Consider the following 23369-nt stretch of genomic DNA (forward strand, 5'->3'; position numbering starts at 1 on the left):
GCACGGGCTCCGGAGGAAGTGAGCAGAGATGAGTGAGCCGCACGCGTACGACTGGGGGCCGTGGCGCGGACAGTGGATCTGGGGCGAGGAGAGCGGTGTGGTCCCGCCGGGACCGGAGTCGATGCTCGGGGCGCCCGATCCGGACGTGTACGACCGGCGGGTGCTGCTGCGGCGCGCCTTCGAGCTGACGGACGTGCCCGACCGGGCTCCGTTCCGCATCACGTCGGACTCCCGGCACGTGCTGTACGTCAACGGTACGGAGGTGGCGCGCGGCCCGGTCCGGCACGGCCCCCGGATGCTGCACTACGACACCGGGGACGCCGCTCCCCTGCTGCGACCCGGGCGCAACACCGTCGCCGTGCTGGCCCGCCACTACGGGCACGCGGTGCCGTGGTGGGAGCCGTCGCCGTGGACGCACCAGCTCGGCGGGGGTTCGGTGGTGGCCGAGTTGATGGTCGGCCCGGACCGCTGGATCGTCACGGACTCCTCCTGGACGTACCACGCGGGCGACGCCTGGACCCCGTGCCGGCCGCATTCCCAACTGGTCACCCAGACCCCGGAGCTGCTGGACGGCCGGCTGCTCGACCCGTACTGGACCGTCGTCGGCGAGGGCAACGGCGAAGGAACCGGGAACGGGGACGGCGGCTGGCGGCCGGTACGGGTGCTGTCCACGCGTGCCGTGGTCGGCCCGAAGGACGGCACCCGCCCGGACTCGGAGCCCTTCGGGGCGCTGCTCCCCCGTCCGATCCCGCCGCTCTCCGAGACGGTGCGGGAGGCCGTGTCCGTACGGGCCGCGCCGCTGTCCGGGACGGTGCCGGACGATCCGCGGCAGGCTCTCGCCGAGGCCGTCTCCGACGCCACCCCGGACACCGCCGTCCTGGTCCCGGCGGACGCCCGCCACGGCCTCGACGCGGGGCCGGTGTTCCTCATGGCCGACTTCGGCGGGATCGTCACCGGCCATCTGCGCATCGAGGTGGAGGCCGCGCCCGGCACCGAGATCCACGGTTCGCTCGTCGAGCTGCCCACGGTCGCCGCCCTCGACGCCGCCAACACCTTCGGTTACACGACGCGCGGGCGCGACGACGTCTTCGAGACCGGTGACACGGTCGGCGGCCGGTACGCGCTGTTCGTCGTGCGGGGCACCGGAAGGGTGCGGTTCGGGCCGGTCCGGGTGCGCGAGCGGCTGCGCCCGCGTCCCGAGGGGCCGTACTTCGACTGCGACGCCCCGGAGCTGAACGAGATCCACCGGGTGGGGCTGCGCACGGTCGACCTCACCGCGCAGGACGCCTATCTGGACTGCCCCACCCGGGAGCAGCGGGCCTGGACCGGCGACTCGGTGGTGCACCAGTCGGTCGACCTGGTGGCCAATCCGGACTGGAGCCTGGCCCGCTGGAATCCCGGACTGGCCGCGCAGCCCCGCCCGGACGGCATGCTGCGGATGGTGGCCGCCGGTGACCTGGCCCGGGACCCGGTCCCCACCATTCCGGACTGGGCGCTGCACTGGGTCCGCTCGGTGCACCAGCTGTACCGCTACACGGGCGACCGGGAGCTGGTGGCCGGGCTGCTGTCGACGGCGGAGCCGGTGCTGCGCTGGTTCGTGCCGTTCCGGCGCCCGGACGGGCTGCTGCACGGGGTGACGGGCTGGGTGCTGATCGACTGGTCGCCGGTGCAGGTGGCCGGCGCGAGCGCGGCCCTGAACGCGCTGTGGGCGCGGGCCCTGGCCGATTTCGCGGAGATGGCGGACTGGCTCGGGGACGCGGGCCGGGCCGGCTGGGCGCGCGACCTGCACCGGGGCGTGAGCGACGGTTTCGAGGCGTTCTGGGACGAGCGGCGGGGCGCGTACCGCGACAACCTGGTCGACGGGCGCCTCGGCGCGTCGGTCAGCGAGCACACCCACGCGGCGGCGGTGTGCGCGGGCCTCGTGCCGCCCGAACGCCGATCCTTGGTACGGGAGTTGTTGCTGGACCGGGAGGCCATGTTCACCCGTTCGCCGATGCGGTACCGGGGCAGCGACACCGGCGGGCCCACCGCCACGGCGCCCGTGACGGACCGGGACGGTCCCGACTGGGACACCGAGCGGTTGGTCGTGGGGGCGCAGCCGTTCTTCCGCTACGTGGTGCACGACGCGCTGGCGCTGCTGGGCGCGGCCGACGAGATCGAGCGGCTGTGCCGGGACTGGACGGCGTTGCTGAGCACCGGCGGCTCCGCGTTCCGGGAGTGCTGGGACGGCGGTTCGTACTGCCACGGATGGTCGGCCACCCCGAGCCGTGATCTGCTGGTGTACACGCTCGGCGTCACCCCGGCCGAACCCGGGTACGGCCGGGTGCGGGTGGCTCCCCGGCTCGGCACGCTGTCCGGCGCGCGGGGCGAGGTGCCGACCCCGCACGGCCCGGTACGGGTCGACGCGACCCCGGACCGGGTGCGCGTCACCTCACCGGTCCCGGTGGAGGTGCTGCACCCGGACGGCTCCCTCACCCACCACCCGTCCGGTTCGTCGGCCGTCGCGCTCGCCGGACCCGCACCGCGGAAGGACTGAAGCCATGTCCGCCCTGCCCCCGCCCATGTCCGAGACGTCCCCGTCCGAGACGTCCCCGCTGGTCGGCACCGCCCACGGCACGGTGCGCGGCACGCGGGAAGGGGGTGTCGCGGTCTTCCGGGGCATCCCGTACGCGGCGCCGCCGGTCGGCGCCCGGCGTTTCGCGGCGCCCGAGCCGCCGGAGCCCTGGGAGGGGGTGCGCGACGCGATGGCGTTCGGGCCGACCGCGCCCAAGCGGCCGTACGCCCCACCGCTGGACCGGCTGCTGCCCGACCCGGACGTGCCCGGGGACGACTGCCTCAACCTCAATGTGTGGACGCCGTCGCCGGACGCGGCCGGGCTGCCCGTGCTCGTCTGGATCCACGGCGGTTCGCTGCTGCACGGCTCCTCGACCGTGCCGCTGTACGACGGGGCGACGTTCGCCCGTGACGGGGTGGTGTTCGTCTCCCTCAACTACCGGCTCGGCATCGAGGGGTTCGGGGTGTTCCCGGACGCGCCCGCCAACCGGGGGCTGCTCGACCAGATCGCGGCGCTGACCTGGGTGCGGGACAACATCGCGGCGTTCGGCGGCGACCCGGACCTGGTCACGGTGTGCGGGGAGTCCGCGGGGGCCATCGGCATCGCCGCGCTGCTGGCCGCGCCGCGCGCGAAGGGGCTGTTCCGGCGTGCGGTGTTGCAGAGCGGGGCGCCGCACGCGCTGCCGCTGGACGACGCCGCCCGGCGCACCACGGAGCTGATCGCCCGTCGGCTGGGCGTGGCGGCGACGGCCGGGGCGCTGGCGGAGGTGGACCGGGAACGGCTGCTGGACGCGCAGACCGAGGTGACCTCCGGCGGTTCGCCGCTGACCGACGGGAACTCCTTCCAGATCGTGGTGGACGGCGATCTGCTGCCGCGCGACCCGCTGGGGGCACTGCTGGACGGCGCCTCGGCCGACGTCGATCTGCTGATGGGCGCGAACACCGAGGAGTACCGGCTCTGGTTCGTGCCGAGCGGGCTCACGGAGAAGCTGTCGAGGGTCGGGCTCAGGCTGGCCCTGCTGAAGTTCCGCGTGCCGAGGGACACGGAGCGCGCCTACCGCGCGGGCCGCCCGGACGCCGCTCCGGGGGAACTGCTCGGGGCGCTCGCCACGGACCTGCTGCTGCGCGTCCCGTTGAACCGGGTGGCGGACGCCCGTGCGGGCGCGCCGGGGAGCACCCGTCTCTACGAGTTCGGCTGGCCGTCCCCCGTGCTGGGGCTCGGCGCCTGTCACGCGCTGGAGATCGGCTTCGTCTTCGACAACCTGGACAAGCCGGACGCGGTGGCTCTGGCCGGCCCGGACGCCCCTCAGGAACTGGCCGACGCGATGCATACGGCCTGGGTGCGGTTCGCCGCCACCGGCGATCCGGGCTGGCCGGTGTGGGACGAGTCCCGACCGGTGATGGGCTTCGGCCCGGGGACTCCCGCGGTGGTGCGCGCCCCGCGCGACGACGAACTGCGCGGCTGGGCGCCGTACCGGCGCGGGAGGGGGTGAGCGCGGCCGCCCCCGCGCCCGCGCCGTACCCCTTCATCGGGGACCGGGTCCCTCGCCGGGGACCGGGTCCCTCGCCGGGGCATTCGCACGGAAAGGCCCCGGGCCGTGAGCGTCGTCACGGGCCGGGGCCCCGGCGGATCAGCCCTTGTTCCGCGACGCCCAGAACTCGTCGAAGGTGAGCAGACCGTCGCCGTTGGCGTCGTGGTCGTTGATGATGGCCTGGGCCACCGTCTCGGTGACGTGGGGGTCGCCGAGCTGAGCCATCACGCTCTTGTACTCGGCGGCCGATATCAGCCCGTCGCCGTTCAGATCGAACCGCTCGAACGCCTTGCGCGCCGACTCGATGTCCGCCACAGTTCCGTCCTCCGTAATGCCTGACCAGTGCCTGACCAATGCCTGGTCAGTGCGTTCATGACGGGGGTCAGATTAACGGGCGTCACGACGGACCCGTGCGGCGGCCGGTCGCCGCGCGCGGGACGTCCGCCGCGGGCCGCCCGCCGCGGGACGTCCGCCCACCGCACGGGTCTCGACGGCTCGGACCCGACCTCGACGGCTCAGCTGCGCCACGGCCGGTAGTGCGGGTTGTCCACGCACTCGCTCATGATCTCGGTCTTGTTCGTCGGGTCGATCGGGCACGCCCCCACGATGAACGTCCGGTCGACGCCGCCCGGGAAGGCAACTTCCACCTGGTCCGCGTACTTGTGGGTGTCGCCGATCGTCTTGTTCACGTCGACACCTCCGGGAGCGTCGATGTAGTAGTTGAACGCGGCCTTCCACCGCTTGTACAGGTCGTGGTCGTACGAGGTGGAGACGTACGGAGAGGGCTGGTTGACCAGGACGTACTTCTCCACGTCGTACTGGCCGTACGTGATGTCCCGGGCGTGGAAGCCCTCGTCGAAGATCGTCTCCGGGCCCCGCCCGTCCGCCCGGTAGAGCTGGCGGCAGTCGCCGCGCCAGGCGGGCCGCGGGGTGATCCGGCCGACGTCGACGGTGTCCGCGGCGGCGAAGAGGCGGTCGGTGACGACCGGGCAGTCACCGGGCTTGAACGCGGCTGCCGCGGGGGCCGCCGAGGCGGCGACAGGAGCGGCCTCGGTGGCCGCGGCCGGGACGAGCGCGGCGGCGAGGGAGAGGGCGAGAACGGCGGCCCGGCGCCGCAGAAGAGAAGTGATCATCATGCGGATCACTGTCCCGGCAGAGCGGATACCGGCCGCTCACCATCATCCGATGGTGAGCGAGTCCGGCCGGGAGTTGACGTCCTACCACCCCGACCAACTGGGACATCCTTCACATTCAGAACATCCGCCCCACTCGAACCGTCCCGCCTCACGACCTCGCCGCCCCACGACCTCGCCGCGCCACGACCTCACCGCGCCACGACCTCACCGCCTCGCGGCCTCCCGGTCCGTCAGCGGAAGACGCCGGTGTGGCCGAGCGAGTAGCGTCCCGGCTGCGGGTAGACGGCGAGGCCGTGCGGGCCGCTGCCGACCGGGATCCGGGCGAGCTGCTTGCCGCTGTCGGTGTCGATGGCGTAGACCTCGGAGTTGTAACGGCCGCTCAGCCAGAGGACCTTGCCGTCGGCCGAGACCCCGCCCATGTCCGGGCTGCCGCCGTTGGGCAGCCGCCACTTCTTGGTCACCTTGCGCTGTGCGAAGTCGAAGACGGAGATGGTGCCCTCGCCCCGGTTGGAGACGTACATCTCCTTGGAGTCGCGGCTGACGTAGAGGCCGTGGGCGCCCTTGCCGGTGGGCAGCATCTTCGGGGTGGTGAACTTCTCGCCGTCCAGGGCCCACACCCCGTTCGCGATCATGTCCGCGATGTAGAACGTGCCGCCGTCCGGCGACAGTTTCACATCCTGCGGCATGGCCCCGTGCAGCGGGAGTTTCTGCTGCCCGACGACCTCCATCCGCGCCGTGTCGACCTTGAGGAGTTCGCCGGAGAACTCGCAGGAGACGATGAAGTACCGCCCGTCGGCGGAGTAGTCGGCGTGGTTGACCCCTGCGCAGCTGACCGGGACGGTCTTGACGGTCTTCATGGTGTGGGCGTCGCGGAAGACCAGTTCGCGGTCCATGGAGGCCATGACCACGGCGTACTTGCCGTCCGGGGTGAAGTAGAGGTTGTACGGGTCGGAGACGGGCACCGTGGGGCCGACCTTGCCGGTGGCGGGGTCGATGGCGGTCAGACTGTCGCCGAGGTCGTTGTTGACCCAGAGGGTCTTCATGTCCCAGGAGGGCACGACGTGCTGCGGCTGGCGGCCGACCTTGATGGTCCTGATGACCTTGTACGTGGCGGGGTCGATCACGGACACCGTGTCGGAGTTGGTGTTGGGGACGTACACCCGGGAGGGGAAGTTCCTGACGACCGGGGAGAGCTTCCCCGGCCGGTCGGCGGCGTAGACGTCCTGGGGATCGAGGACCGGCGGCATGCCGGGCAGTCCGGGCGGGGCGGGCGGTACGACGCGTCCGGCGTCGGTGGGCCGGGCGGCCTCGCTGCCGACGGCTTCGATGTTCCCCTTCTCGGTGGAGGATCCGCAGCCCGTGAGGACGGCGAGAAGGACGCCCCCGAGCAGGGCGGCGATGTGCTTGGTGTGGGGAAACATCAGGTCAGCAGCTCCGTGGTCGTCACCGCACGCAGTCCGCGGCGGTCGATTTCGGCGAGGAGGAGGGGCAGGGCGGCGACCGTGTCCGCGTAGCCGAGGTGCAGGCTCACCACCGAGCCGTTGCGGATCTCCCCGGCCACCTTGCGGGAGACGGCCGCGGCGCCGGGTGAGGTGAAGTCGAGGGAGTCCACGTCGTAGGAGAGGACGTGCGGATAGCCCGCCCGGGCTGCGAGCCGCTGGACGAGCGGGGTGGCGTACCGGGCGCGCGAGGGCCGGAACCAGGAGCCGATGGATCCGGTGAGCCGCCGCAGCCGCTCCGCGCAGCCGGTGATCTCCGCGTACGCCTCGGTATCGCCGAGCGCGCAGACGTCGACGTGGTGCCAGGTGTGATTGCCGAGGTCGTGGCCGCCGTCGAGGATGCGGCGGGCCATGCCGGGATGCTCGTCGAGCCAGCTGCCGACGGCGAGGACGGTGATCCGGGCGCGGGCCCGTTCGGCCTCGGCGAGGACGGTCCGGGCGAGGACGGGATCGCCCTGGCCGTGGAAGGTGAGGGCGACGCGGGGGCGGTCGCGCGGACCGTGGTCGATCTGGGCCGGCCGCCCGGGGAAGCGGTGCGGGGCGGGCGCCGGACGCGGGGACGGAGGGCGGGTGCTCCGGGTGACGGGTTTCCCGGCGCCCGCCCCGGCGGTGGCGGGCCCGGTCGGCGTACCGCGGGCGTCACGACGGTCCGCGCAGCCGGCGGCGAGGCCGGCGAGTACGGCCCCCGCTCCCGCGCGCAGGGCACTGCGGCGGTGCACCGGCCCGTCGGAGGCGTTCATGCGCAGACACGATAGGGGCGGAAGAGGCGGATGACAGCAATGCGGATATATGGGCGGCGCGAATGAATCATCCACTGAATCCCATAAATGTTCACGCTTTTCCAGGCAAGTGACCCATCACACCTACGAATTATTGAAGAAATGACGAGATATGCATGGAAATGTCCTGTTTGCACCTTTGGCGGCGAGGTCGCCCGTCTGCCATAGTCGGTGACACGACCCGCACCGACCCGAGTTCGGTCGTCACGAGCGGCCGTGAACACACCCCCCATGTCACGGCCCCCACCACAGCGGCCCCCGAAGCGCCCCACGACGGCAGCCCGGGGGCTGCTGTGTTTCCGGCGCCGGAAACCGGGAGCCCGGGGCGCGGGCCGCCCCCGGCCGCGACGGCCGGGCGGTGGTCAGCGGTCGGAGGTCCGCATCTCGAACCAGGTGGTCTTGCCCCGGGGCAGCAGATCCACCCCCCATCGGTCGGAGAGCTTGTCGACGAGGAAGAGCCCCCGCCCGCTGACGTCCATCTCGCGCACGGGCATCAGGCACGGCAGCCCGCGCGAGGGGTCGCGCACCTCGATCCTGATCCAGCCGCGGCGGCGCAGCATCCGCAGGCCGAAGACCCGGGCGCCGGTGTGCCGCACCGCGTTGCCCACGAGCTCCGAGACGAGCAGTACGGCGTACTCGGAGATCTGCGGCGAGAGCGCCCACTGCCGGAGCACCACGTGCGAGGTGAGTCGTCGCGCATGGGCCGCGGATTCCGGGCGGGAGGGCAGTCGCACCTCCCCCTCCGCCGGATCGCCGAACAACTCCAGCGCCTTGTACGCCTGCTCTTCCTCGCCGGTAGTCATCCAGCGTGCCGCCGTCGCGCCTGCGCGCGGTCGCGGCTGTTCCACACCCTCCAGGCCCGCCATGCACACCATCATGGCCGCACGACGCGCGCCCGGGGGTCGTTCCGGAGGAATCACCACCGCGGAACGCAATAATCCGCGACATTCGCACGACATATGGCATTGGCAGAATGCTGTTCGGATCCATGGCTCTGACCTGCGAGGACAGCGCCTCCGGGCGCATGTGCCCGCTCACGCCGATGGCCGGATCCCGAGAGTCCCTCAAGATCCGGCCAGTCCGCCCGCACGGATGAACCGGCGCCCGTCCGTGCGTAACTGACGTTCAATCAGAGAAAGACGGCCTTGCCCGGCCCCTCCTCCACGAAGCTGCGCATACCGCGTTCCCGGTCCTCGGTGGCGAACAGCCCGGCGAACCAGTTCCGTTCGATCGTGAGCCCGGTGTCGATGTCCGTCTCCAGTCCCGCGTCGATGGATTCCTTGGCGGCGCGCAGCGCGAGGGCCGGCCCCTTCGCGAGGGCGGCGGCCCAGGCACGGGCCTGCTCGTACACCTCGGCGGCGGGCACCACACGGTCCACCAGGCCGATCGCCAGGGCCTCCGCCGCCTTCACGTGACGGCCGGTGAAGATCAGGTCCTTGGCCCGGGAGGGGCCGACCAGCCGGGCGAGCCGCTGGGTGCCGCCCGCGCCGGGGATCAGCCCGAGCAGGATCTCGGGCTGGCCCAGCTTCGCGTTGTCGGCGGCGATCCTGAAGTCGGCGCACAGCGCCAGTTCGCAGCCGCCGCCGAGCGCGTAGCCGGTGACCGCCGCGACGACCGGCTTGGGGATCCGGGCCACCGCGGTGAACGCGTCCTGGAGCGCCTTGGACCGCACGACCATCGCCGTGTGGTCCATCGCCTGCATCTCCTTGATGTCCGCGCCCGCCGCGAACACCTTCTCGCCGCCGTAGAGGACCACGGCACGCACGTCGTCGCGCCGGGTCGCCTCCTCGGCGAGTTCGCGCAACCGGTCCTGGGTGGCCACGTCCAGGGCGTTCATGGGCGGTCGGTCCAGCCGGATGGTGCCGACGCCGTCGCTTGCTTCGAGGGTTACGGTCATGGGAGGAGATTAACCGCCGCCAGGGCCTGTTCCGAGTTCTCCCGTGGAGCAAGGAGCGGCGTCCGGTGCCGTCGAATCCAAGGCGGAGAAGGGAGTCGACGCGGGGCGTCGGCGACCGACGACAACGCGGGAGGCGACAGTGCCGGACGCCGCGACGCCGCGGGCGAACTCGGAACAGGCCCAGACGACGGCGGGCCCGGTGCCGTTGGTCACAGCACCGGGCCCGCCCGTGTTCCGTACGACGGGAGCCCGTTCCGTACACCCCCGGCCCCGTCCTCCGTGCGACGGGAGTTACGCGGTCCACTCCGCCCAGGACATGTTCCAGCCGTTGAGGCCGTTGTCCGGCTGGATCGTCTTGTCCTGGGAGTTCTTCACGATCACCACGTCGCCGATGAGCGAGTTGTCGAAGAACCAGGCCCCGGGGGTCTTCTTGCTCCAACCGCCGCGCACGTCCTGGAGGCCGACGCAGCCGTGGCTGGTGTTGGCGGCGCCGAAGACGCCGGAGCCGCCCCAGTAGTTGCCGTGGATGAAGGTGCCGGAGGTGGACAGCCGCATGGCGTGCGGGACGTCCTTGATGTCGTACTCGCCGCCGAAGCCGACGGTGTCACCGTTCATCCGGGTCACCTTGAGCTTCTCGCTGATGACCATCTGACCGTTGTACGTGGTGGTCGCCGGGGCGCCCGCCGAGATCGGGATGTCCTTGATCTGCCGGCCGTCGCGGACGACCGTCATCCGGTGCGACTTCGCGTCGACGGTGCTGATCTGGCTGCGGCCGACGGTGAAGGAGATCGTCCTGGTCTGCTTGCCGTAGACGCCCGGACGGCCCTCGACACCGTCCAGGTCGAGCTTCACGGTCACCTTCGTGCCGGCCGCCCAGTACTTCTCGGGGCGGAAGTCGAGGCGGTCGTTGCCGAACCAGTGGCCCTCGATCGGCACGGACGGCTCGGCCTTCACCTCGATGGCCTTCTCGACCGCCTCCGGGTCGGTGATGCCCCGGGTGAAGTGGATCGAGACGGGCATTCCGACACCGACCGTGGAGCCGTCCTCCGGGGTGTACTGCCCGATGAAGGTGTTCTGCGGGACCAGCGTGGTGAAGCTGGTGTCCTTCGCCGACTCACGGCCCTTCGTGTCCTCGGCGACGGCATGCACCTTGTACTTGGTCGCGGCGGCCAGATGGCGGTCGGGCGTCCAGCTGGTGCCGTCGGCCGCGATCTTCCCCTCGACCTCGGCGCCCTTGGGGTCGGAGACCTTCACCGTGGTCAGCTTCCCCTGCGAGGCGGAGATCTTCAGCGCCCCGCTCGTGGCGACGGACTCGGCCCCGTCCTTCGGCGCGACGGTCACCACCGCCTGCGAGGCGGTGGTGTCCTCGACCTTCGCTCCGTCCTTGCCGTCCCGGCCGGCGCCCCCGGTGTCGTCCCCGCCGCAGGCCGTCACCAGCATCAGCAGCGCCCCCAGGGCCAGAGCCAGTGGTCCGGTGGCCCCGCGTCCTCGCCGTTCGCTGCCCGTCCCGGCCGATCTCCCCGATATCGGCTGCCCGTTCAATGTGTTCGTCTCCCCTCGCACGGCCCGGCCCCGCCAAGGCCCCGGGGGCCCAGGGCCCCCTCCCCCGCGCGCTGCACATGCGCGCTCAGCGAAAGATAATCACACTGGTCGCGACGAGAAGACCCCTCGGATGTCACCGTTCAGTCCCAACTCGTCCATCCGGACGTCTCCGAGGGACGGCACCGAACGAATCCGAACGTCTTCCAGGGACAGGACGGGGCAGGACGAGCACACGCCGGGGCGGCAGGCGCCCCCGGGGACGTGGGTGGGCCTCCGGGCTCGTGGACGTGCTTCCGGAGGCAACGGGCGCACTGGCGGAGTCAGGGCCGGCGAAGAGCGGAGCCCGCCTTCCACTTCTTCCAGCTCAGATTCCAGCCGCTGAGCCCGTCGTCCGGCGCGACCGGCCTGCCCCGGGAGTTGACCACCTCGATCACGTCGCCGACGAGGGTCCGGTCGAAGAACCAGCCGGCCGGGGTGTCGCTCCCGCCGCCCGGCACGTCACGGAGTCCGACGCAGCCCCGGCCGACGTTCGCCGAGCCGAAGGCCCCCTCGTCCGACCAGTGGTCGCCGTGCAGCAGGACGCCGGAGCCGGTGAGCCGCAGGGCGTGCGGGATCTCCCCGCCGTCGCCCCCGCGGCCGCAGTCGGCTGCGCGGATCGCGTCGTACATCTCGCCGACCACCATCCGGCCGCCGTACGTGTCCGCGCCCGGACGTCCCGCCGTGATCGGGACGGTGGCGACGAGCTGGCCGTCGCGGCGGACCTCCATCGTGTGCGCGGCCACGTCGACCAGGGACGTCTGGGAGCGGCCCACCCGGAAGGCGACCGTCCTGTCCTGGCTCCCGTACACGCCGGGCGCGCCCTCCACGTCCCGCAGCCGCGCCGTGACGGTGACCTCGGTGCCCGGTGCCCAGTACGCGGCCGGGCGGAGGTCGAGCCGGCTGCCGCCGAACCAGTGCCCCACCACCTCGACCTCCGGCACCGTGGTCACCTGTACGGCCCGCTCCACGGCGGCCCGGTCGACGACCGGCCGGCCGAAGGCGACGGAGACGATCGTTCCGGTGCCCACCGTGGCACGGTTCTCCGGGGTGACCCGGCCGGTGAAGCGGTGCTCGGGGACGGCCGTGGTGAAGGTGGTGCGCCGGGCGACCTCGTGTCCGTCACCGTCCACGGCGACCGCGTCGACGCGGTAGGTGGCGGCGAGTCCGAGCCGTCCCTTCTCCCCCTCCGCCGACGACGTCCAGGAACGGCCGTCGCGCGCGAGCCGGCCCGGCACTCGCTGCGGCTGCGCGTCCTCGATCCGGGTGACCCCGACCCTCTTCAGCCGCCCCTCCGGAACCCTCACCTCCACCCGGCCGTCCGGAGCGATGCCCCGTGCCCCGTCGCTGGGGGTGACCAGGATCGCCTTCTCCGGGGAGCGGCGCCCGTCCCCGAAGGCGGCGGGGCCGCCGGTGCAGCCGCTCAGTACGGCGGCCAGTGCGGCCAGTGCTCCCAGTGCCCCCGGTACGGCGACACGTCCTGTCCGTGCCGGCACGGTGCCCGCGCGAGCCACCGGCCTCTTCGCTACGTGGTCCACGTCCCCCCAACGACGCGTGCCGGTCAGGGGCAACGCGGGGGCGGGTGAACGGAACGGGCGGCGTCAGCCGAGGATGCCCCGGTCGTAGCCGATCGCGACGGCGGCGGCCCGGTCCTTCGCCCCGAGCTTGGCGAAGACATGGGTGAGGTGGGTCTTCACGGTGGCCTCGCTGATGAACAGTTCGGCGGCGATCGCGCGGTTCGAGGTGCCCTTGGCGACGAGTACGAGCACCTCGCGCTCGCGGGCCGACAGCGGTTCGTTGCCCGCCGCGGACGGGGTGCGCACCCGCGAGACCAGCCGGGAGGCGACGGCGGGCGAGAGGACCGTGCGGCCGTCGGCCGCGGCGCGGACGGCGTTGAACAGCTCCTCGCGGGGCGCGTCCTTGAGCAGGTAGCCGGTCGCGCCCGCTTCGATCGCGGGCAGCGTGTCGGAGTCGGTGTCGTACGTGGTGAGCACGAGCACCCGGGCCCGGGCGCCGCGCCGGGTGAGTTCGGCGATGGCGGCGACCCCGCCGCCGCCCGGCATCCGCAGGTCCATCAGCACGACGTCCGGATCGAGCCGGGCCACGAGGTCGACGCCCGTCACCCCGTCCGGGGCCTCCCCGAGGACCCGGAACCCGGGCGCCGATTCGAACATGCCGCGCAGACCGTCCCGTACGACGGGGTGGTCGTCGACGACGACGAGCGTGATGACGCGTGCGGGTTCCTCAGCCATGACGGGGCCAACCGTACTCGGTCCTGGTCACCGCCCGTCCCGGACCAGGGGGACCAGGGCGCGGACGGCGGTGCCCCGGCCCGGTTCCGTCTCCAGCTCGACGGTTCCGGCGACGCGTTCGGCACGGGCGCGCATGCCGCCGAGCCCGAAGCCTCCCGTCCCCCCGCGCGGCGGCAGGGCGGACGGGTCGAAGCCCCGGCCGTCGTCCCGTACGTCCAGGCTGAGTTCGTCGTCCATGAACGACAGGGTCAGGCCGACCCGTGAGGCCCCGGCGTGGCGCCCCGCGTTGGCGAGGGCCTCCTCGGCGATGCGGAGCAGGGTTGCGGCGATCTCGTCGTGCACCGGTTCGACCGTGCCGGTGACGGTGAACTCGGCCCGGACGCCGCTGCGTTCGGTCCAGTCGTCGACCGTCTTGCGCAGTGCGCCGGGCAGGGAGTCGTGGACCAGCGCGGCCGGGACCAGGTCGTGGACCGAGCGACGCGCCTCGCCCAGGCTGTGCCGGGCCAGGCCGGTCGCCCGGTCGAGGTGACGGCGGGCCAGTTCGGGATCGGTGTCGGTGACCGAGGCCACCACCTGGAGCTGGGCGATGATGCCCGCCAGGCCCTGGGCGAGGGTGTCGTGGATCTCGGCCGCGAGCCGCCGCCGCTCGTCGGCGACGCCCGCCTCCCGGGCTTGGACGAGGAGTTGGGCGTGCAGGCCGGCGTTCTCGGCGAGGGCCTGTTCGAGGCGGGCGTTGGCGGACTCCAGCGCGTTGATGGTGTCGGCCTGGGCCCGTACGTGCTCGGCCTCCCGGTCTCCGATCTGCGCGAAGACCATGGTGAGCGCCGCGTGCACGGCGAAGAGGATGCCGAAGGCGGCCCAGTTCATGGGTCCGGCCGGTGGGAAGCCACCGCACTGCGAACCGGCCAGGATGACGGCGGTGGCCAGCAGTCCGGGACGGACGGCCCGCCGGGGCAGCAGCCGGGCGGCATCGAAGTAGCCGATGGCGGCGAAGATGGAGAAGAACGGGTTGCACCAGCTCAGCGCGAAGGCGAGCAGCGTACGGACGCCGAAGTAGAACACCGCCCGCCGCGACCCGGACGGCGCGGCGGCCCCGACCCGGCTCCACCAGAGCTGGAGGACGAGCGTAGGCGGGACGAGCACCGCGGCGACGTGGACGTCCGCTTCGGACATGATGGCCCCGGCGGTCACCGCCGAGATCACGATGCTCAGGGCGAGCATGCCGTACGGCCCGTACCGGAAGAACCGTTCCCACCACTGGGCCGCCGTCCCCGGTCCGCCCCGGTGCGTTCGCGTCGTGTCCCCCGTGTCCATGGGTGAAGTGTGGCCGAGAAACGCCTCCCGCGGGTCGGGGAACGCCTTCCGCGGCCCGGTGTCCGGAAGCGGGAGCGGGAGCGGGGGCGGGGGCGGGTTGTGCCCGCGGATCGCACGGGCCCTGGAGGCGGTCACTCCCAACGGTCACTCCCAGCGGAACAGACGGGTCGCCAGCAGCGTCGCGAGCGCCGTCCACAGGGCGACCACGCCCAGATGGACCCAGCCGGGCCAGCCGCCGGACGCCGCCTGGTCCAGGGCCTGGGAGGCCGCGCCGAGCGGGGTGACCTGGACGATGTGGCGAAGGGTGTCGGGCATGGACTGCACCGGGATCCACACCCCGGCGGTGAACATCATCACCAGGGAGACGGTCGATCCGACGGCGGCGGACGCCTTGGCGGTGCGGGAGAGCGCGCAGACCAGCGCGCCGATGGCGAGCACGCCCGCGACCGCCAGGAGCAGGGCCAGTGCGTAGCCGAGCGGCTGCTTCGGCAGCCGTACGTCGAAGGCCGTCCGGCCGACGGTCAGGACCAGGGCCCCGGAGACGAGAGCGGCGGCCCCGTGCAGCGCGAGCTGCACGGTGAGCAGGACGGACGGCCGTACCGGGGTGGTCGACATGCGGCGCAGGATGCCGCGTTCGCGGTAGCCGGTGAGGACCGTCGGCATGGTCTGCCCCGCCATGACCATGGCGAGCAGCACCGCCACGGGAACGTAGAGGTCGATGACGCGACGGCCGCCGAGCGCGTCGTCGGGTTCACGGAAGGACGGGATCAGGCCGAGGATCGTCATCAGTGCGGCCGGGAAGACGAGGATCCAGAACAGGCTGCCGGGTTCGCGGAGGAACAGCCGTGTCTCGGTCCGCAGGACAGCCGCCCACGGGGCCCGGGTCCTCGACTCCCCGGCGGGCGCGGCGAGGGCGTCGGTGTGCGTCGTGGTCATCTCAGGCCGCCTGTTCGGTGAGGTCGAGGTAGGCGTCGTCCAGGGTCGCCTCGGAGACGCGGAGCTGATGTGCGGTGACGCGGTGCCGGGCCAGCAGGGAGATCACCGCGTTGACCGTGGCGTCGGTGCCGTGGATGACGATCCGTCCGTCCTTGTGCTCCACACCGGTCGCCCCGGGCAGCGCGTCGAGTTCGGCGTCGTCCAGGGGGCGGGACGGCGCGAAGGAGATGACCGTGCCGCCGTCGGCCCTGCGGATCAGTCCCGAGGGCGTGTCGAGGGCGACCACCTCGCCCTTGTCGATGACGGCGACGCGGTCGCAGAGCCGCCGGGCCTCCTCCATGAAGTGGGTGACGAGAAGGACCGTCACGCCGCTGTCGCGCACGTCCTCGATGAGCTTCCAGGTGTCCCGGCGGGCCCGCGGGTCCAGGCCGGTGGTCAGCTCGTCGAGCACCACGACCTGCGGATTGCCGACCAGGGCGAGCGCGATGGACAGCCGCTGCTTCTGACCGCCGGACAGCTTGGCGTACCGGGTGCCGTACGAGGTGTGCAGGCCGAGCCGTTCGGCCAGCGCGCGCCAGTCGACCGGGTCCGGGTACAGGGCGCTGTACAGCTCCAGCGCCTCGGCGACGGTGATCTTCGCCTGGAGCTCGCTCTCCTGGAGCTGGGCGCCGAGCAGCCGGGTCACCCGGTCGTGGTCGGCCACGGGGTCGAGCCCGGCGACGCGGACCGTACCGGCGTCGGGGACCCGCAGCCCCTCGACGCATTCGACGGTGGTGGTCTTGCCCGCCCCGTTGGGCCCGAGGATGCCGAAGATCTCCCCCGCCTCGACGCCGAAGCTCACCCCGTCCACCGCGGGCCGCCCGCCGTACGCCTTGCGCAGGCCGTTGACTTCGATGATTGCCATGCCACGAGGATCGTGGCGGGCGCGGCACCGCACCATCGTCCAACGCGCTCGAAGGCGCATCGTCCGATCGGTTGACCGGGGCGTACGACCCGTGGCCCCGGGTCACCTGCCGGACCCGCCCCGCCCCCGACGGGACGTCACCACCGGTCGGCCGAAAACCACATGAGCGAGGACCGCGGCGAACCGTAGGCTCGGCTGTGATGCCCGAAAAACATGTAGACCCCAAGGACCGGTCCACGGTGCGCTCCCTGCTGCGGCTGTGGCCCTACGTGAGACCGGTGCGGGGGCGCCTGTTCAGCGCCGCGGTGGTCGCCGTCGTGGCGTCCTGCGTGGGTCTGGTGATCCCCCTCGTGCTGAAGTGGATGGTCGACGGGCCGGTGGCGGACCGGGACCCGGGCGGGGTCTGGCTCGGTGCGCTGTACCTGCTGTTGCTGGGCCTCGCCGAGGCCGGACTCTTCGGCCTGCGGCGCTGGCTGGTGGCCCGGCCGATGGCCGGGGTCGAGGCGGCGATGCGGGCCGATCTGTACCGGCACCTCCAGCGGCTGCCGGTGGCGTTCCACGACCGCTGGCCGTCGGGGCAGTTGCTCTCGCGCGCGACCACGGACCTGATGCTGCTGCGCATGTTCCTGGCCTTCCCGCTGATCTTCCTGCTGGTCAACGGCACGACGATCCTGGTCGGTTTCGTCATTCTGCTGATGCAGCAGTGGACGCTGGGGCTGGTGCTGCTCGCTCCGGTGGTGCCGCTGGTCGTCGTCTGCTCGCTCTTCGAGACGAAGTATTCGGCCGTGGCGCGCAGGGCCCAGGACCAGGTCGGCGATCTGACCACGGTGGTCGAGGAGAGCGTCCTGGGCATCCGCATCATCAAGGGCTTCGGCCGGCACCGCAGCCAGGCCCGCGCGTTCCGCGCGCTCTCCGAGCGGCTGCGGGAGACGGAACTGGGCAAGGCGCGGCTGCTCGCGGGCATCTGGGCCGTCATCACCACGGTTCCCGAGCTGGCCATCGGGGCGGCCCTGGTCCTCGGCACGATCCAGGTCGCCGACGGCGGTCTCTCGGCGGGCACCCTCGTCGCCTTCCTCTCCACTGCCCTCGCGCTGCGGTGGCCCATCGAGTCGATCGGCTTCCTGCTCGCGATGAGCCAGGAGTCGGCGACGGCGACGGAGCGGTACTTCGAGGTGATGGACGTGGCGGAGGAACGCGACGAACTGTCCGAACCGACCGGGCCGACCGCAGCCGGCGGAACGGTCCAAGGAACCTGGACAACCGGAAAGGCAGACACGGCCGGAGCGGCCGACGAAGCACGTGGGGCAGGCGCGGGAGCCCGTACGGCAGGCGCGGGAGCCCGTACGGCAGGCGCGGCGGACGGGGTTCCGGCGGACGGGCCGGCGGCCGGCCGGGAAGGCATGGTGTTCGAGGGAGTGGAGTTCCGCTACCCCGACGCCGATCCCGGCTCCGCGCCCGTGCTGTCCCGGATCGACCTCAGCATCCGCCCCGGCGAGACGATGGCCCTGGTCGGGGCCACGGGCTCCGGGAAGACGACGCTCACCGCCCTCGTGCCCCGCCTGTACGAGGCCACCGCGGGACGGATCACGCTCGACGGCCGGGACATCGCCGCCATGTCCCGGCAGGAACTGCGCGGGCTGGTGTCGGTGGCGTTCGAGGAGCCGACGCTGTTCTCCGCGACCGTCGGGGAGAACGTCCTGATGGGCGCCGACGGCGCCGGACAGGACGAGCTGCGCCGGGCGCTCGCGATCGCGCAGGCCGACTTCGTGCACGACCTGCCCGACGGCATCGGCACCCAGGTCGGCGAGCAGGGCCTCAGCCTCTCCGGCGGGCAGCGCCAGCGCCTCGCGCTGGCCCGCGCCGTGGTCGGCAGGCCGCGCTTCCTGGTGCTCGACGATCCGCTCTCCGCCCTGGACGTGCACACGGAGGCGCTGGTGGAGGCCGCGCTGCGGCAGGTGCTGGAGGAGACGACGGCGATCGTGGTCGCGCACCGCCCGTCCACGGTGATGCTCGCGGACCGGGTGGCGCTGCTCTCCGAGGGCCGGATCGTCGCGGTCGGCACCCACCAGGAGCTGCTGCGCGGCAACGCGGAGTACGCCCGGCTGATGTCGGGCGACGGCGACGACACAAAACAGGACGCCTTCCCCGACCCGTCCACCGACGGCCGCCTCGTGCCGGACGTCGCCGCCGAGAAGGGCCGCACCCGATGACCAGTACGACGACGACCGGCCCCGGCGGCCGACCCGACACGCACGAGGAGTCCGGCGCCCCGTCCGACGACGTCGGCCCCGGCAGCGGCACCGGGGACCGGTTCGACCGCGACGATCTGCCCACTCCCCCGGGCGCCACCCGCGCGCTGCTGTTCTCGCTGCTCCGGGCGCACCGGGCCCGGGTGCTGGTGGCGGCGCTGTTGCTGCTGGTCCAGCAGGCGGCGGTGCAGGCGGGCCCGCTGCTCGTCGCGTACGCCATCGACCGGGGCGTGCCCGCGTTCCGCGAGGCGGACCACGGGCCGCTGATCGCGGTGGCCGTCGGGTACGCACTGTGCTCGGCGGCGGCGGGAGGCATGCAGTACGCCTTCATCGCGGTCTCCGCGCGGATCAACCAGGACGTGCTGCTCGATCTGCGCGGCCGGATCTTCCGTCACGCGCAGGCGCTGAGCGTGGACTTCCACGAGCGCTACACCTCGGGCCGGCTGATCTCCCGTTCCACCACGGACGTGGAATCGCTGCGGGAGCTGCTCAGCGAGGGGCTCCAGGAACTCATCACCGTGATCCTGTCGTTCCTCTCCATCTCGCTGATGCTGCTCTGGCTGGACCTCGGCCTCGGCGCGGCGGCCGTGCTGTCCTTCGTCCCCCTGTATCTGCTGGTGCGCCTCTACCAGCGGCGGGCCGGGGTGCTCTACGCGGCGCGGTCGACGGCGATCGCCGCGGTCATCGTGAAGTTCGCCGAGTCGATGAACGGCATCCGCCCCGTCCAGGCGTTCCGCCGGGAGCGCGTCAACGACGCGCACTTCGAGAAGCTCAACCACGCGCACCGGTGGGCGAACGGCAGCGCCACGCTGGAGATGGCGCGCTACGTCGTCGGCTCCCGGCTGGTCGCCAACACGGCGGTCGCGGGCATCGTGCTGTGGGGCGCGTACCGGGTGGCGTCGGGCACCCTGGCGCTCGGGGTGCTGGCCGCGGCCGTACTGTACCTGCGCCGGCTGTACGACCCGATCGACCGGCTGGGCATGTTCCTCAACTCCTACCAGTCGGCGGCGGCTTCACTGGGGAAGATCGCGGGTCTGCTGGCCCAGACCCCGTCCGTTCCCGAGACCGCGGCCCCGAAGGAGCTGCCCGCCCTCCAGGGTGAGCACCCCGGCCGTGAGGTCGTCTTCGACTCGGTGCGATTCGCCTACCGCACGGGCGGCGAGGTGCTGCCCCGCTTCGACCTGACGATCCCGGCCGGTCAGACCGTCGCCGTGGTCGGTTCGACGGGCGCGGGCAAATCGACGCTCGCCAAGCTGCTGGCCCGCTTCTACGACCCGTCGGAGGGCCGGGTGCTGCTCGACGGCACGGACCTGCGGGACCTGGCCGTGCCCGAGCTGCGGCGGGGCGTGGTGATGGTGACGCAGGAGGCGTTCCTGTTCTCCGGGACGGTCGCCGAGAACATCGCGATCGGCCGGCCGGACGCGACGCGCGAGGAGATCGAACAGGCGGCCCGTGCGATCGGCGCGCACGAGTTCATCGCCGGCCTGCCGGAGGGCTACGACACGGACGTACGCAAACGGGGCGGCCGGATCTCGGCCGGTCAACGCCAACTGGTTGCGTTCGCCCGCGCGTTGCTGGCGAACCCGTCGGTGCTGATCCTGGACGAGGCGACGAGTTCGCTGGACATCCCCGGTGAACGGGCGGTGCAGCGGGCCATGGACACGGTCCTGCACGGCCGTACGGCGGTGGTGATCGCCCACCGCCTGTCGACCGTGGAGATCGCGGACCGGGTCCTGGTGATGGAGCACGGCCGCATCGTCGAGGACGGCACCCCGTCCGAACTCATCGGCGGCACGGGCAGGTTCGCGGATCTGCACCGCGCGTGGCGGGAGAGCCTGACGTGAGGCCGGTGCCCCGGACCCGGCCGACCGGCGGCTCGGGTCCGGGGCGGCCGACGGCCCGGACCCGAGCGGAGCGCGGCGCCATGACGGTGTGCGTCGCGGGTCAGCGCTCGCCGAAGTCCCCGAGCTCGCCGATGAGCCGCCGACGGGCCGCATCCAGCTGTTCGGAGTACGAGGAATCGAAGACCGCCGGCAGCTGCGTCTCCAGCGCCCCGCTGATCCTGAACAGAGCCGACCAGACCGCGCGGTCGTCGACGAGCGCCGAGAAATCCTCCCGGTGCATGACGCGGCTCATCCAGTCGGACAGGACGAGTGCCTGGTCGTCCGTCAATTCGATGTTCACGAGGATCCTTCTTCGTTTCGTTGCCCTCACGTCGGCGACGCGGTACTACAGCTTCCCGTCCCGCAGCAGGTAGGTGAGCTGATCGCCCGAGGACCGCCATCCTCCGAGGTACTCTCCGACATTCGGGCCGTTCGCGGCGAACGATGCGTGCAGTCCGGTGTCGTCCACGTAGTGGACGGCGTCCCGCCCCCGGTACGTACCCTGGATGCGCCGCGTTCCCGGATTCTTCACGAACTGTCCGATGGCCCGGATGAAGGCCTCCCCGTTGGCCTTGTTGTACGGGCCCTTCACGCCGAAGTCCTCGGCGTGCCTGACGCCCTGGTCGCTCGTCCGCATGTAGTGATGCGGGAGCTTGTCGGGCGACATCCAGTTCGATCCACAGCCGGGCCCACTGTTGTGCACCAGTACGGGAGCGGTCCCCGCCAGCACGTAGTACGTGTGGAGGTCGCCGACGGTGAGGTCGTGCGTACGCCGCAGGCCCTTCTCGTCGGCCACGCCCGCGACCCGGAGTGGCGCGCCCGTCGGGCTGCGCAGTTCGTCGCCGGGGCGGATGTCCTCCGCGTCGGCCCAGCGCCCGGCGCCGGTCAGCCAGAACGGGTGGTTGTCGGTGGCGGTGAGGGTGGCGCGACCCCGGTCGGTGACGACGGTGAGGCGTGTGAAGTCCTTGTCGTCCTCGGTGGTGATGGTGTCGGTGACCGGGCGTGCGGCGGTGAGTCCGGTCTCCGGATCGGTGGCGGTCACCCGATCGCCGGCGCGGACCGCCTCGATGGCACGGGTGGTCCCGTCGGCGAGGAGGACCTGCGTGCCTGGCGGGAAGCTGTGGAGCTTGACGCAGTTCGCGCCGTCCCGTTCGCGCCGGACGCGGTCGACGAGTTGCTTGACCTCGACGGTGGCGAGAGCGCGGGCGTCGATCAGGGTGCTGGCACGCAGCGGGATGCTGTAGCGGACCGTACGGCCGCCGCTGGCGCGGGACTCGGCCAGGGCATCGGCCCGGTACTTCGCGGCGACCGAGGTGTAGACGGAACCTGCGCCCGGGTTGGTGCAGGTGAGGGTGCCGGAGACGGAGTTGCCGTTGAGCGGGAACGTGCCGCGGCTGCTGGTGCAGCGTCCCGCGGACTGTCCGCCGATGGTGAAGGTCGCGCTCATGACGGCGGTGACCTTGCCGTCGGTGACACGGCTCCTCGCCCCGGTGGTGACCTTTCCGGTGAACTTCTGGTGGGCGGTGCATCCCCCCGAACCGCAATTCAGGTCCCCGGAGCCGTCGAGCGTGAAGTTGATGCCCTCGTCGCTCGCGTCCTTGAGCTGATCGGCGTAGGCGACCAGGGTGTCGTACATCGCCTTGACGGCGTCCCCGACGATCGGGGTCAGGTCCATCCCCTCGGAGCCGCCGTCGGCCAACGGTCCGGTGGTCACCCGGGGGACCTCGGTCGGCCGCTTCCCGTCCCGCCACTTGCCGATCGTCTCGGACAGGTCGTAGGGCTCCAGCCGCAGGACCCGGTACGGCTTGTTCCGGGTGACGAGGAGACGGCCTGCGGAGGTGTCGACCCCGAGGGCGGGTGTCCCGTTCACCGTGGTCGTCCGCCTCGGCGTCGAGGCGTCCGACCGCGGGGCGTCGGCCAGGACCTGGAGCGCATCGGACAGCTGGGCCGCCAGCTTCGACGGGGAGGGCCGCTGATCGAGTATCTCGTCGAGGATGTCGGAGTTGCCGTAGAACCCGACCGTCCACGCGCCCGGCACCTTCGCACCCGGCGCCTTCGTGCCCGATGCGGAGTCCGCGTCGGGGACCGGATCCACCTTCCAGCGGGTGAAGTCCTTCCGCCCGATCCGCAGCACGTCGCGGTCGTGCCGCTTGATGCCGGAGCTCGTGCTGCCGAACTGGTCCCCGGAGGCGGTGACGGTGATGTCCCGCTCGGTGATGCCGGCGATCGCCGTGTCCCGATAGCGCAGCCCGTCGGCGCCGCCCAGGTCGTCGACCGCCTCCTCGAACGGCCGCAGGTCACGTCTCGCCACGGCCGGGGCGGATTCGGAGGAGGAGTCCACCCAGGTCAGCAGCCCGCCCACCAGCGCCAGGACCAGAGCCCCGACCCCGGCGAGGAGCAGCACCCGCCGCCTTCCGGACAGCGCCCGGAAGCGCTCTCTCCAGGAGCGGCGCACCGGCACCGGTGGGTGATCGGGCGGTGGCGGTACGAACGGGGCACCCGACGGCGGCTGTCCCGCGGCCCGCCACTGTCCTTCGGCGGAACCCGGCTCGGTCATGACTTCCCCTCATCTGTGTCGACGTCGCGCCACCGCTTCGGCGGAGCCATGGCGGCCGCGGTCCGGAGCCCCGGCCCGGCGGGAACGTGTCCCGTCCCGGGCCGGCTCACCCCCGCTCGCGCACCACCGACTCAACGCCCCTTCGCGTCCCCCGAGTTGGCAGAGTCCGGCGCACACCACTCAGTGTGAGGGCCCAACTCCCCCAACTGGAAGCCTTTCTAGAAAAAAATCCAGAAGGAGTGTTCTACGCTGTCCGTGTCGAGACCCCCAGGGCATCCGTCCCACGAGACCGAGGACGTC

At 72.2% G+C, this 23369-nt stretch carries 18 protein-coding genes; 4 read left to right on the forward strand and 14 right to left on the reverse strand.

Annotated elements, in window-relative coordinates:
* The first annotated feature begins 28 nt into the window (after positions 1 to 28).
* Entirely contained in the window at positions 29 to 2536 is a 2508-nt protein-coding gene (locus AB0E67_RS01350) for an alpha-L-rhamnosidase C-terminal domain-containing protein (RefSeq protein ID WP_362019395.1), read from the forward strand.
* Positions 2537 to 2561: 25 nt separating this feature from the next.
* Positions 2562 to 4046, forward strand: coding sequence for a carboxylesterase family protein (locus AB0E67_RS01355; protein ID WP_362021358.1), 1485 nt, complete (start codon positions 2562 to 2564; stop codon positions 4044 to 4046).
* 138 nt (positions 4047 to 4184) lie between these two features.
* On the opposite strand, the gene AB0E67_RS01360 is transcribed toward AB0E67_RS01355, so the two are convergent.
* The 12 genes from AB0E67_RS01360 to AB0E67_RS01415 form a co-directional block, all read right to left on the reverse strand.
* A complete protein-coding gene (locus AB0E67_RS01360) occupies positions 4185 to 4400 on the reverse strand; it encodes an EF-hand domain-containing protein (RefSeq protein WP_073784587.1) in 216 nt (71 codons plus the stop codon).
* A 200-nt stretch (positions 4401 to 4600) separates the two neighbouring features.
* A complete protein-coding gene (locus AB0E67_RS01365; protein WP_362021361.1) occupies positions 4601 to 5218 on the reverse strand; it encodes an ADP-ribosyltransferase in 618 nt (205 codons plus the stop codon).
* 233 nt (positions 5219 to 5451) lie between these two features.
* Positions 5452 to 6642, reverse strand: coding sequence for a YncE family protein (locus AB0E67_RS01370; RefSeq protein WP_362019399.1), 1191 nt, complete (start codon positions 6640 to 6642; stop codon positions 5452 to 5454).
* The gene (locus AB0E67_RS01375; protein ID WP_362019402.1) at positions 6642 to 7460 is read right to left on the reverse strand and encodes a polysaccharide deacetylase family protein; all 819 of its coding nucleotides are present in this window, start codon (positions 7458 to 7460) and stop codon (positions 6642 to 6644) included. The genes AB0E67_RS01370 and AB0E67_RS01375 overlap by 1 nt, the downstream gene beginning before the upstream one ends.
* A 401-nt stretch (positions 7461 to 7861) precedes the next feature.
* On the reverse strand, positions 7862 to 8377 hold the full coding sequence (locus AB0E67_RS01380) for an ATP-binding protein (protein WP_351525073.1): 516 nt from the start codon (positions 8375 to 8377) through the stop codon (positions 7862 to 7864).
* Positions 8378 to 8628: 251 nt separating this feature from the next.
* Positions 8629 to 9396, reverse strand: coding sequence for an enoyl-CoA hydratase-related protein (locus tag AB0E67_RS01385; protein WP_362019405.1), 768 nt, complete (start codon positions 9394 to 9396; stop codon positions 8629 to 8631).
* Positions 9397 to 9687: 291 nt separating this feature from the next.
* Positions 9688 to 10938, reverse strand: a complete 1251-nt coding sequence (locus tag AB0E67_RS01390; protein WP_362019408.1) for an Ig-like domain-containing protein — start codon at positions 10936 to 10938, stop codon at positions 9688 to 9690.
* Between the two features lie 320 nt (positions 10939 to 11258).
* Complete coding sequence (locus tag AB0E67_RS01395) at positions 11259 to 12470, reverse strand: Ig-like domain-containing protein (protein ID WP_362019411.1); 1212 nt, start codon at positions 12468 to 12470, stop codon at positions 11259 to 11261.
* Positions 12471 to 12575: 105 nt separating this feature from the next.
* Positions 12576 to 13226, reverse strand: a complete 651-nt coding sequence (locus tag AB0E67_RS01400) for a response regulator transcription factor (RefSeq protein ID WP_362019414.1) — start codon at positions 13224 to 13226, stop codon at positions 12576 to 12578.
* A 27-nt stretch (positions 13227 to 13253) separates the two neighbouring features.
* Positions 13254 to 14540: a sensor histidine kinase gene (locus AB0E67_RS01405; RefSeq protein WP_362019417.1), complete on the reverse strand. Its 1287-nt coding sequence runs from the start codon at positions 14538 to 14540 to the stop codon at positions 13254 to 13256.
* Between the two features lie 144 nt (positions 14541 to 14684).
* On the reverse strand, positions 14685 to 15476 hold the full coding sequence (locus AB0E67_RS01410; protein ID WP_362019420.1) for an ABC transporter permease: 792 nt from the start codon (positions 15474 to 15476) through the stop codon (positions 14685 to 14687).
* 1 nt (position 15477) lies between these two features.
* Entirely contained in the window at positions 15478 to 16380 is a 903-nt protein-coding gene (locus tag AB0E67_RS01415) for an ABC transporter ATP-binding protein (protein WP_362019423.1), read from the reverse strand.
* A 200-nt stretch (positions 16381 to 16580) separates the two neighbouring features.
* On the opposite strand from AB0E67_RS01415, the gene AB0E67_RS01420 reads away from it, so the two are divergent.
* Both AB0E67_RS01420 and AB0E67_RS01425 read left to right on the forward strand, forming a co-directional pair.
* Entirely contained in the window at positions 16581 to 18590 is a 2010-nt protein-coding gene (locus tag AB0E67_RS01420) for an ABC transporter ATP-binding protein (RefSeq protein ID WP_362019426.1), read from the forward strand.
* The gene (locus AB0E67_RS01425; RefSeq protein WP_362019429.1) at positions 18587 to 20473 is read left to right on the forward strand and encodes an ABC transporter ATP-binding protein; all 1887 of its coding nucleotides are present in this window, start codon (positions 18587 to 18589) and stop codon (positions 20471 to 20473) included. Before AB0E67_RS01420 ends, AB0E67_RS01425 begins: the two co-directional genes overlap by 4 nt.
* A 100-nt stretch (positions 20474 to 20573) precedes the next feature.
* On the opposite strand, the gene AB0E67_RS01430 is transcribed toward AB0E67_RS01425, so the two are convergent.
* Positions 20574 to 20813, reverse strand: a complete 240-nt coding sequence (locus AB0E67_RS01430) for a hypothetical protein (RefSeq protein WP_362019432.1) — start codon at positions 20811 to 20813, stop codon at positions 20574 to 20576.
* Positions 20814 to 20858: 45 nt separating this feature from the next.
* Positions 20859 to 23069, reverse strand: a complete 2211-nt coding sequence (locus AB0E67_RS01435) for a polymorphic toxin-type HINT domain-containing protein (protein WP_362019434.1) — start codon at positions 23067 to 23069, stop codon at positions 20859 to 20861.
* Positions 23070 to 23369: the final 300 nt, after the last annotated feature.

Source organism: Streptomyces sp. NPDC032161 (assembly GCF_040636995.1).
Lineage (GTDB): Bacteria > Actinomycetota > Actinomycetes > Streptomycetales > Streptomycetaceae > Streptomyces.

Bases quoted from the DNA above. Each gene is read 5' to 3' on its own strand.
- AB0E67_RS01415 (WP_362019423.1), bottom strand. From the start codon at position 16,380: ATGGCAATCATCGAAGTCAACGGCCTGCGCAAGGCGTACGGCGGGCGG.
- AB0E67_RS01410 (WP_362019420.1), bottom strand. From the start codon at position 15,476: ATGACCACGACGCACACCGACGCCCTCGCCGCGCCCGCCGGGGAGTCG.
- AB0E67_RS01435 (WP_362019434.1), bottom strand. From the start codon at position 23,069: ATGACCGAGCCGGGTTCCGCCGAAGGACAGTGGCGGGCCGCGGGACAG.
- AB0E67_RS01365 (WP_362021361.1), bottom strand. From the start codon at position 5,218: ATGATCACTTCTCTTCTGCGGCGCCGGGCCGCCGTTCTCGCCCTCTCC.
- AB0E67_RS01420 (WP_362019426.1), top strand. From the start codon at position 16,581: ATGCCCGAAAAACATGTAGACCCCAAGGACCGGTCCACGGTGCGCTCC.
- AB0E67_RS01380 (WP_351525073.1), bottom strand. From the start codon at position 8,377: ATGATGGTGTGCATGGCGGGCCTGGAGGGTGTGGAACAGCCGCGACCG.
- AB0E67_RS01425 (WP_362019429.1), top strand. From the start codon at position 18,587: ATGACCAGTACGACGACGACCGGCCCCGGCGGCCGACCCGACACGCAC.
- AB0E67_RS01400 (WP_362019414.1), bottom strand. From the start codon at position 13,226: ATGGCTGAGGAACCCGCACGCGTCATCACGCTCGTCGTCGTCGACGAC.
- AB0E67_RS01375 (WP_362019402.1), bottom strand. From the start codon at position 7,460: ATGAACGCCTCCGACGGGCCGGTGCACCGCCGCAGTGCCCTGCGCGCG.
- AB0E67_RS01385 (WP_362019405.1), bottom strand. From the start codon at position 9,396: ATGACCGTAACCCTCGAAGCAAGCGACGGCGTCGGCACCATCCGGCTG.
- AB0E67_RS01405 (WP_362019417.1), bottom strand. From the start codon at position 14,540: ATGGACACGGGGGACACGACGCGAACGCACCGGGGCGGACCGGGGACG.
- AB0E67_RS01350 (WP_362019395.1), top strand. From the start codon at position 29: ATGAGTGAGCCGCACGCGTACGACTGGGGGCCGTGGCGCGGACAGTGG.
- AB0E67_RS01370 (WP_362019399.1), bottom strand. From the start codon at position 6,642: ATGTTTCCCCACACCAAGCACATCGCCGCCCTGCTCGGGGGCGTCCTT.
- AB0E67_RS01355 (WP_362021358.1), top strand. From the start codon at position 2,562: ATGTCCGAGACGTCCCCGTCCGAGACGTCCCCGCTGGTCGGCACCGCC.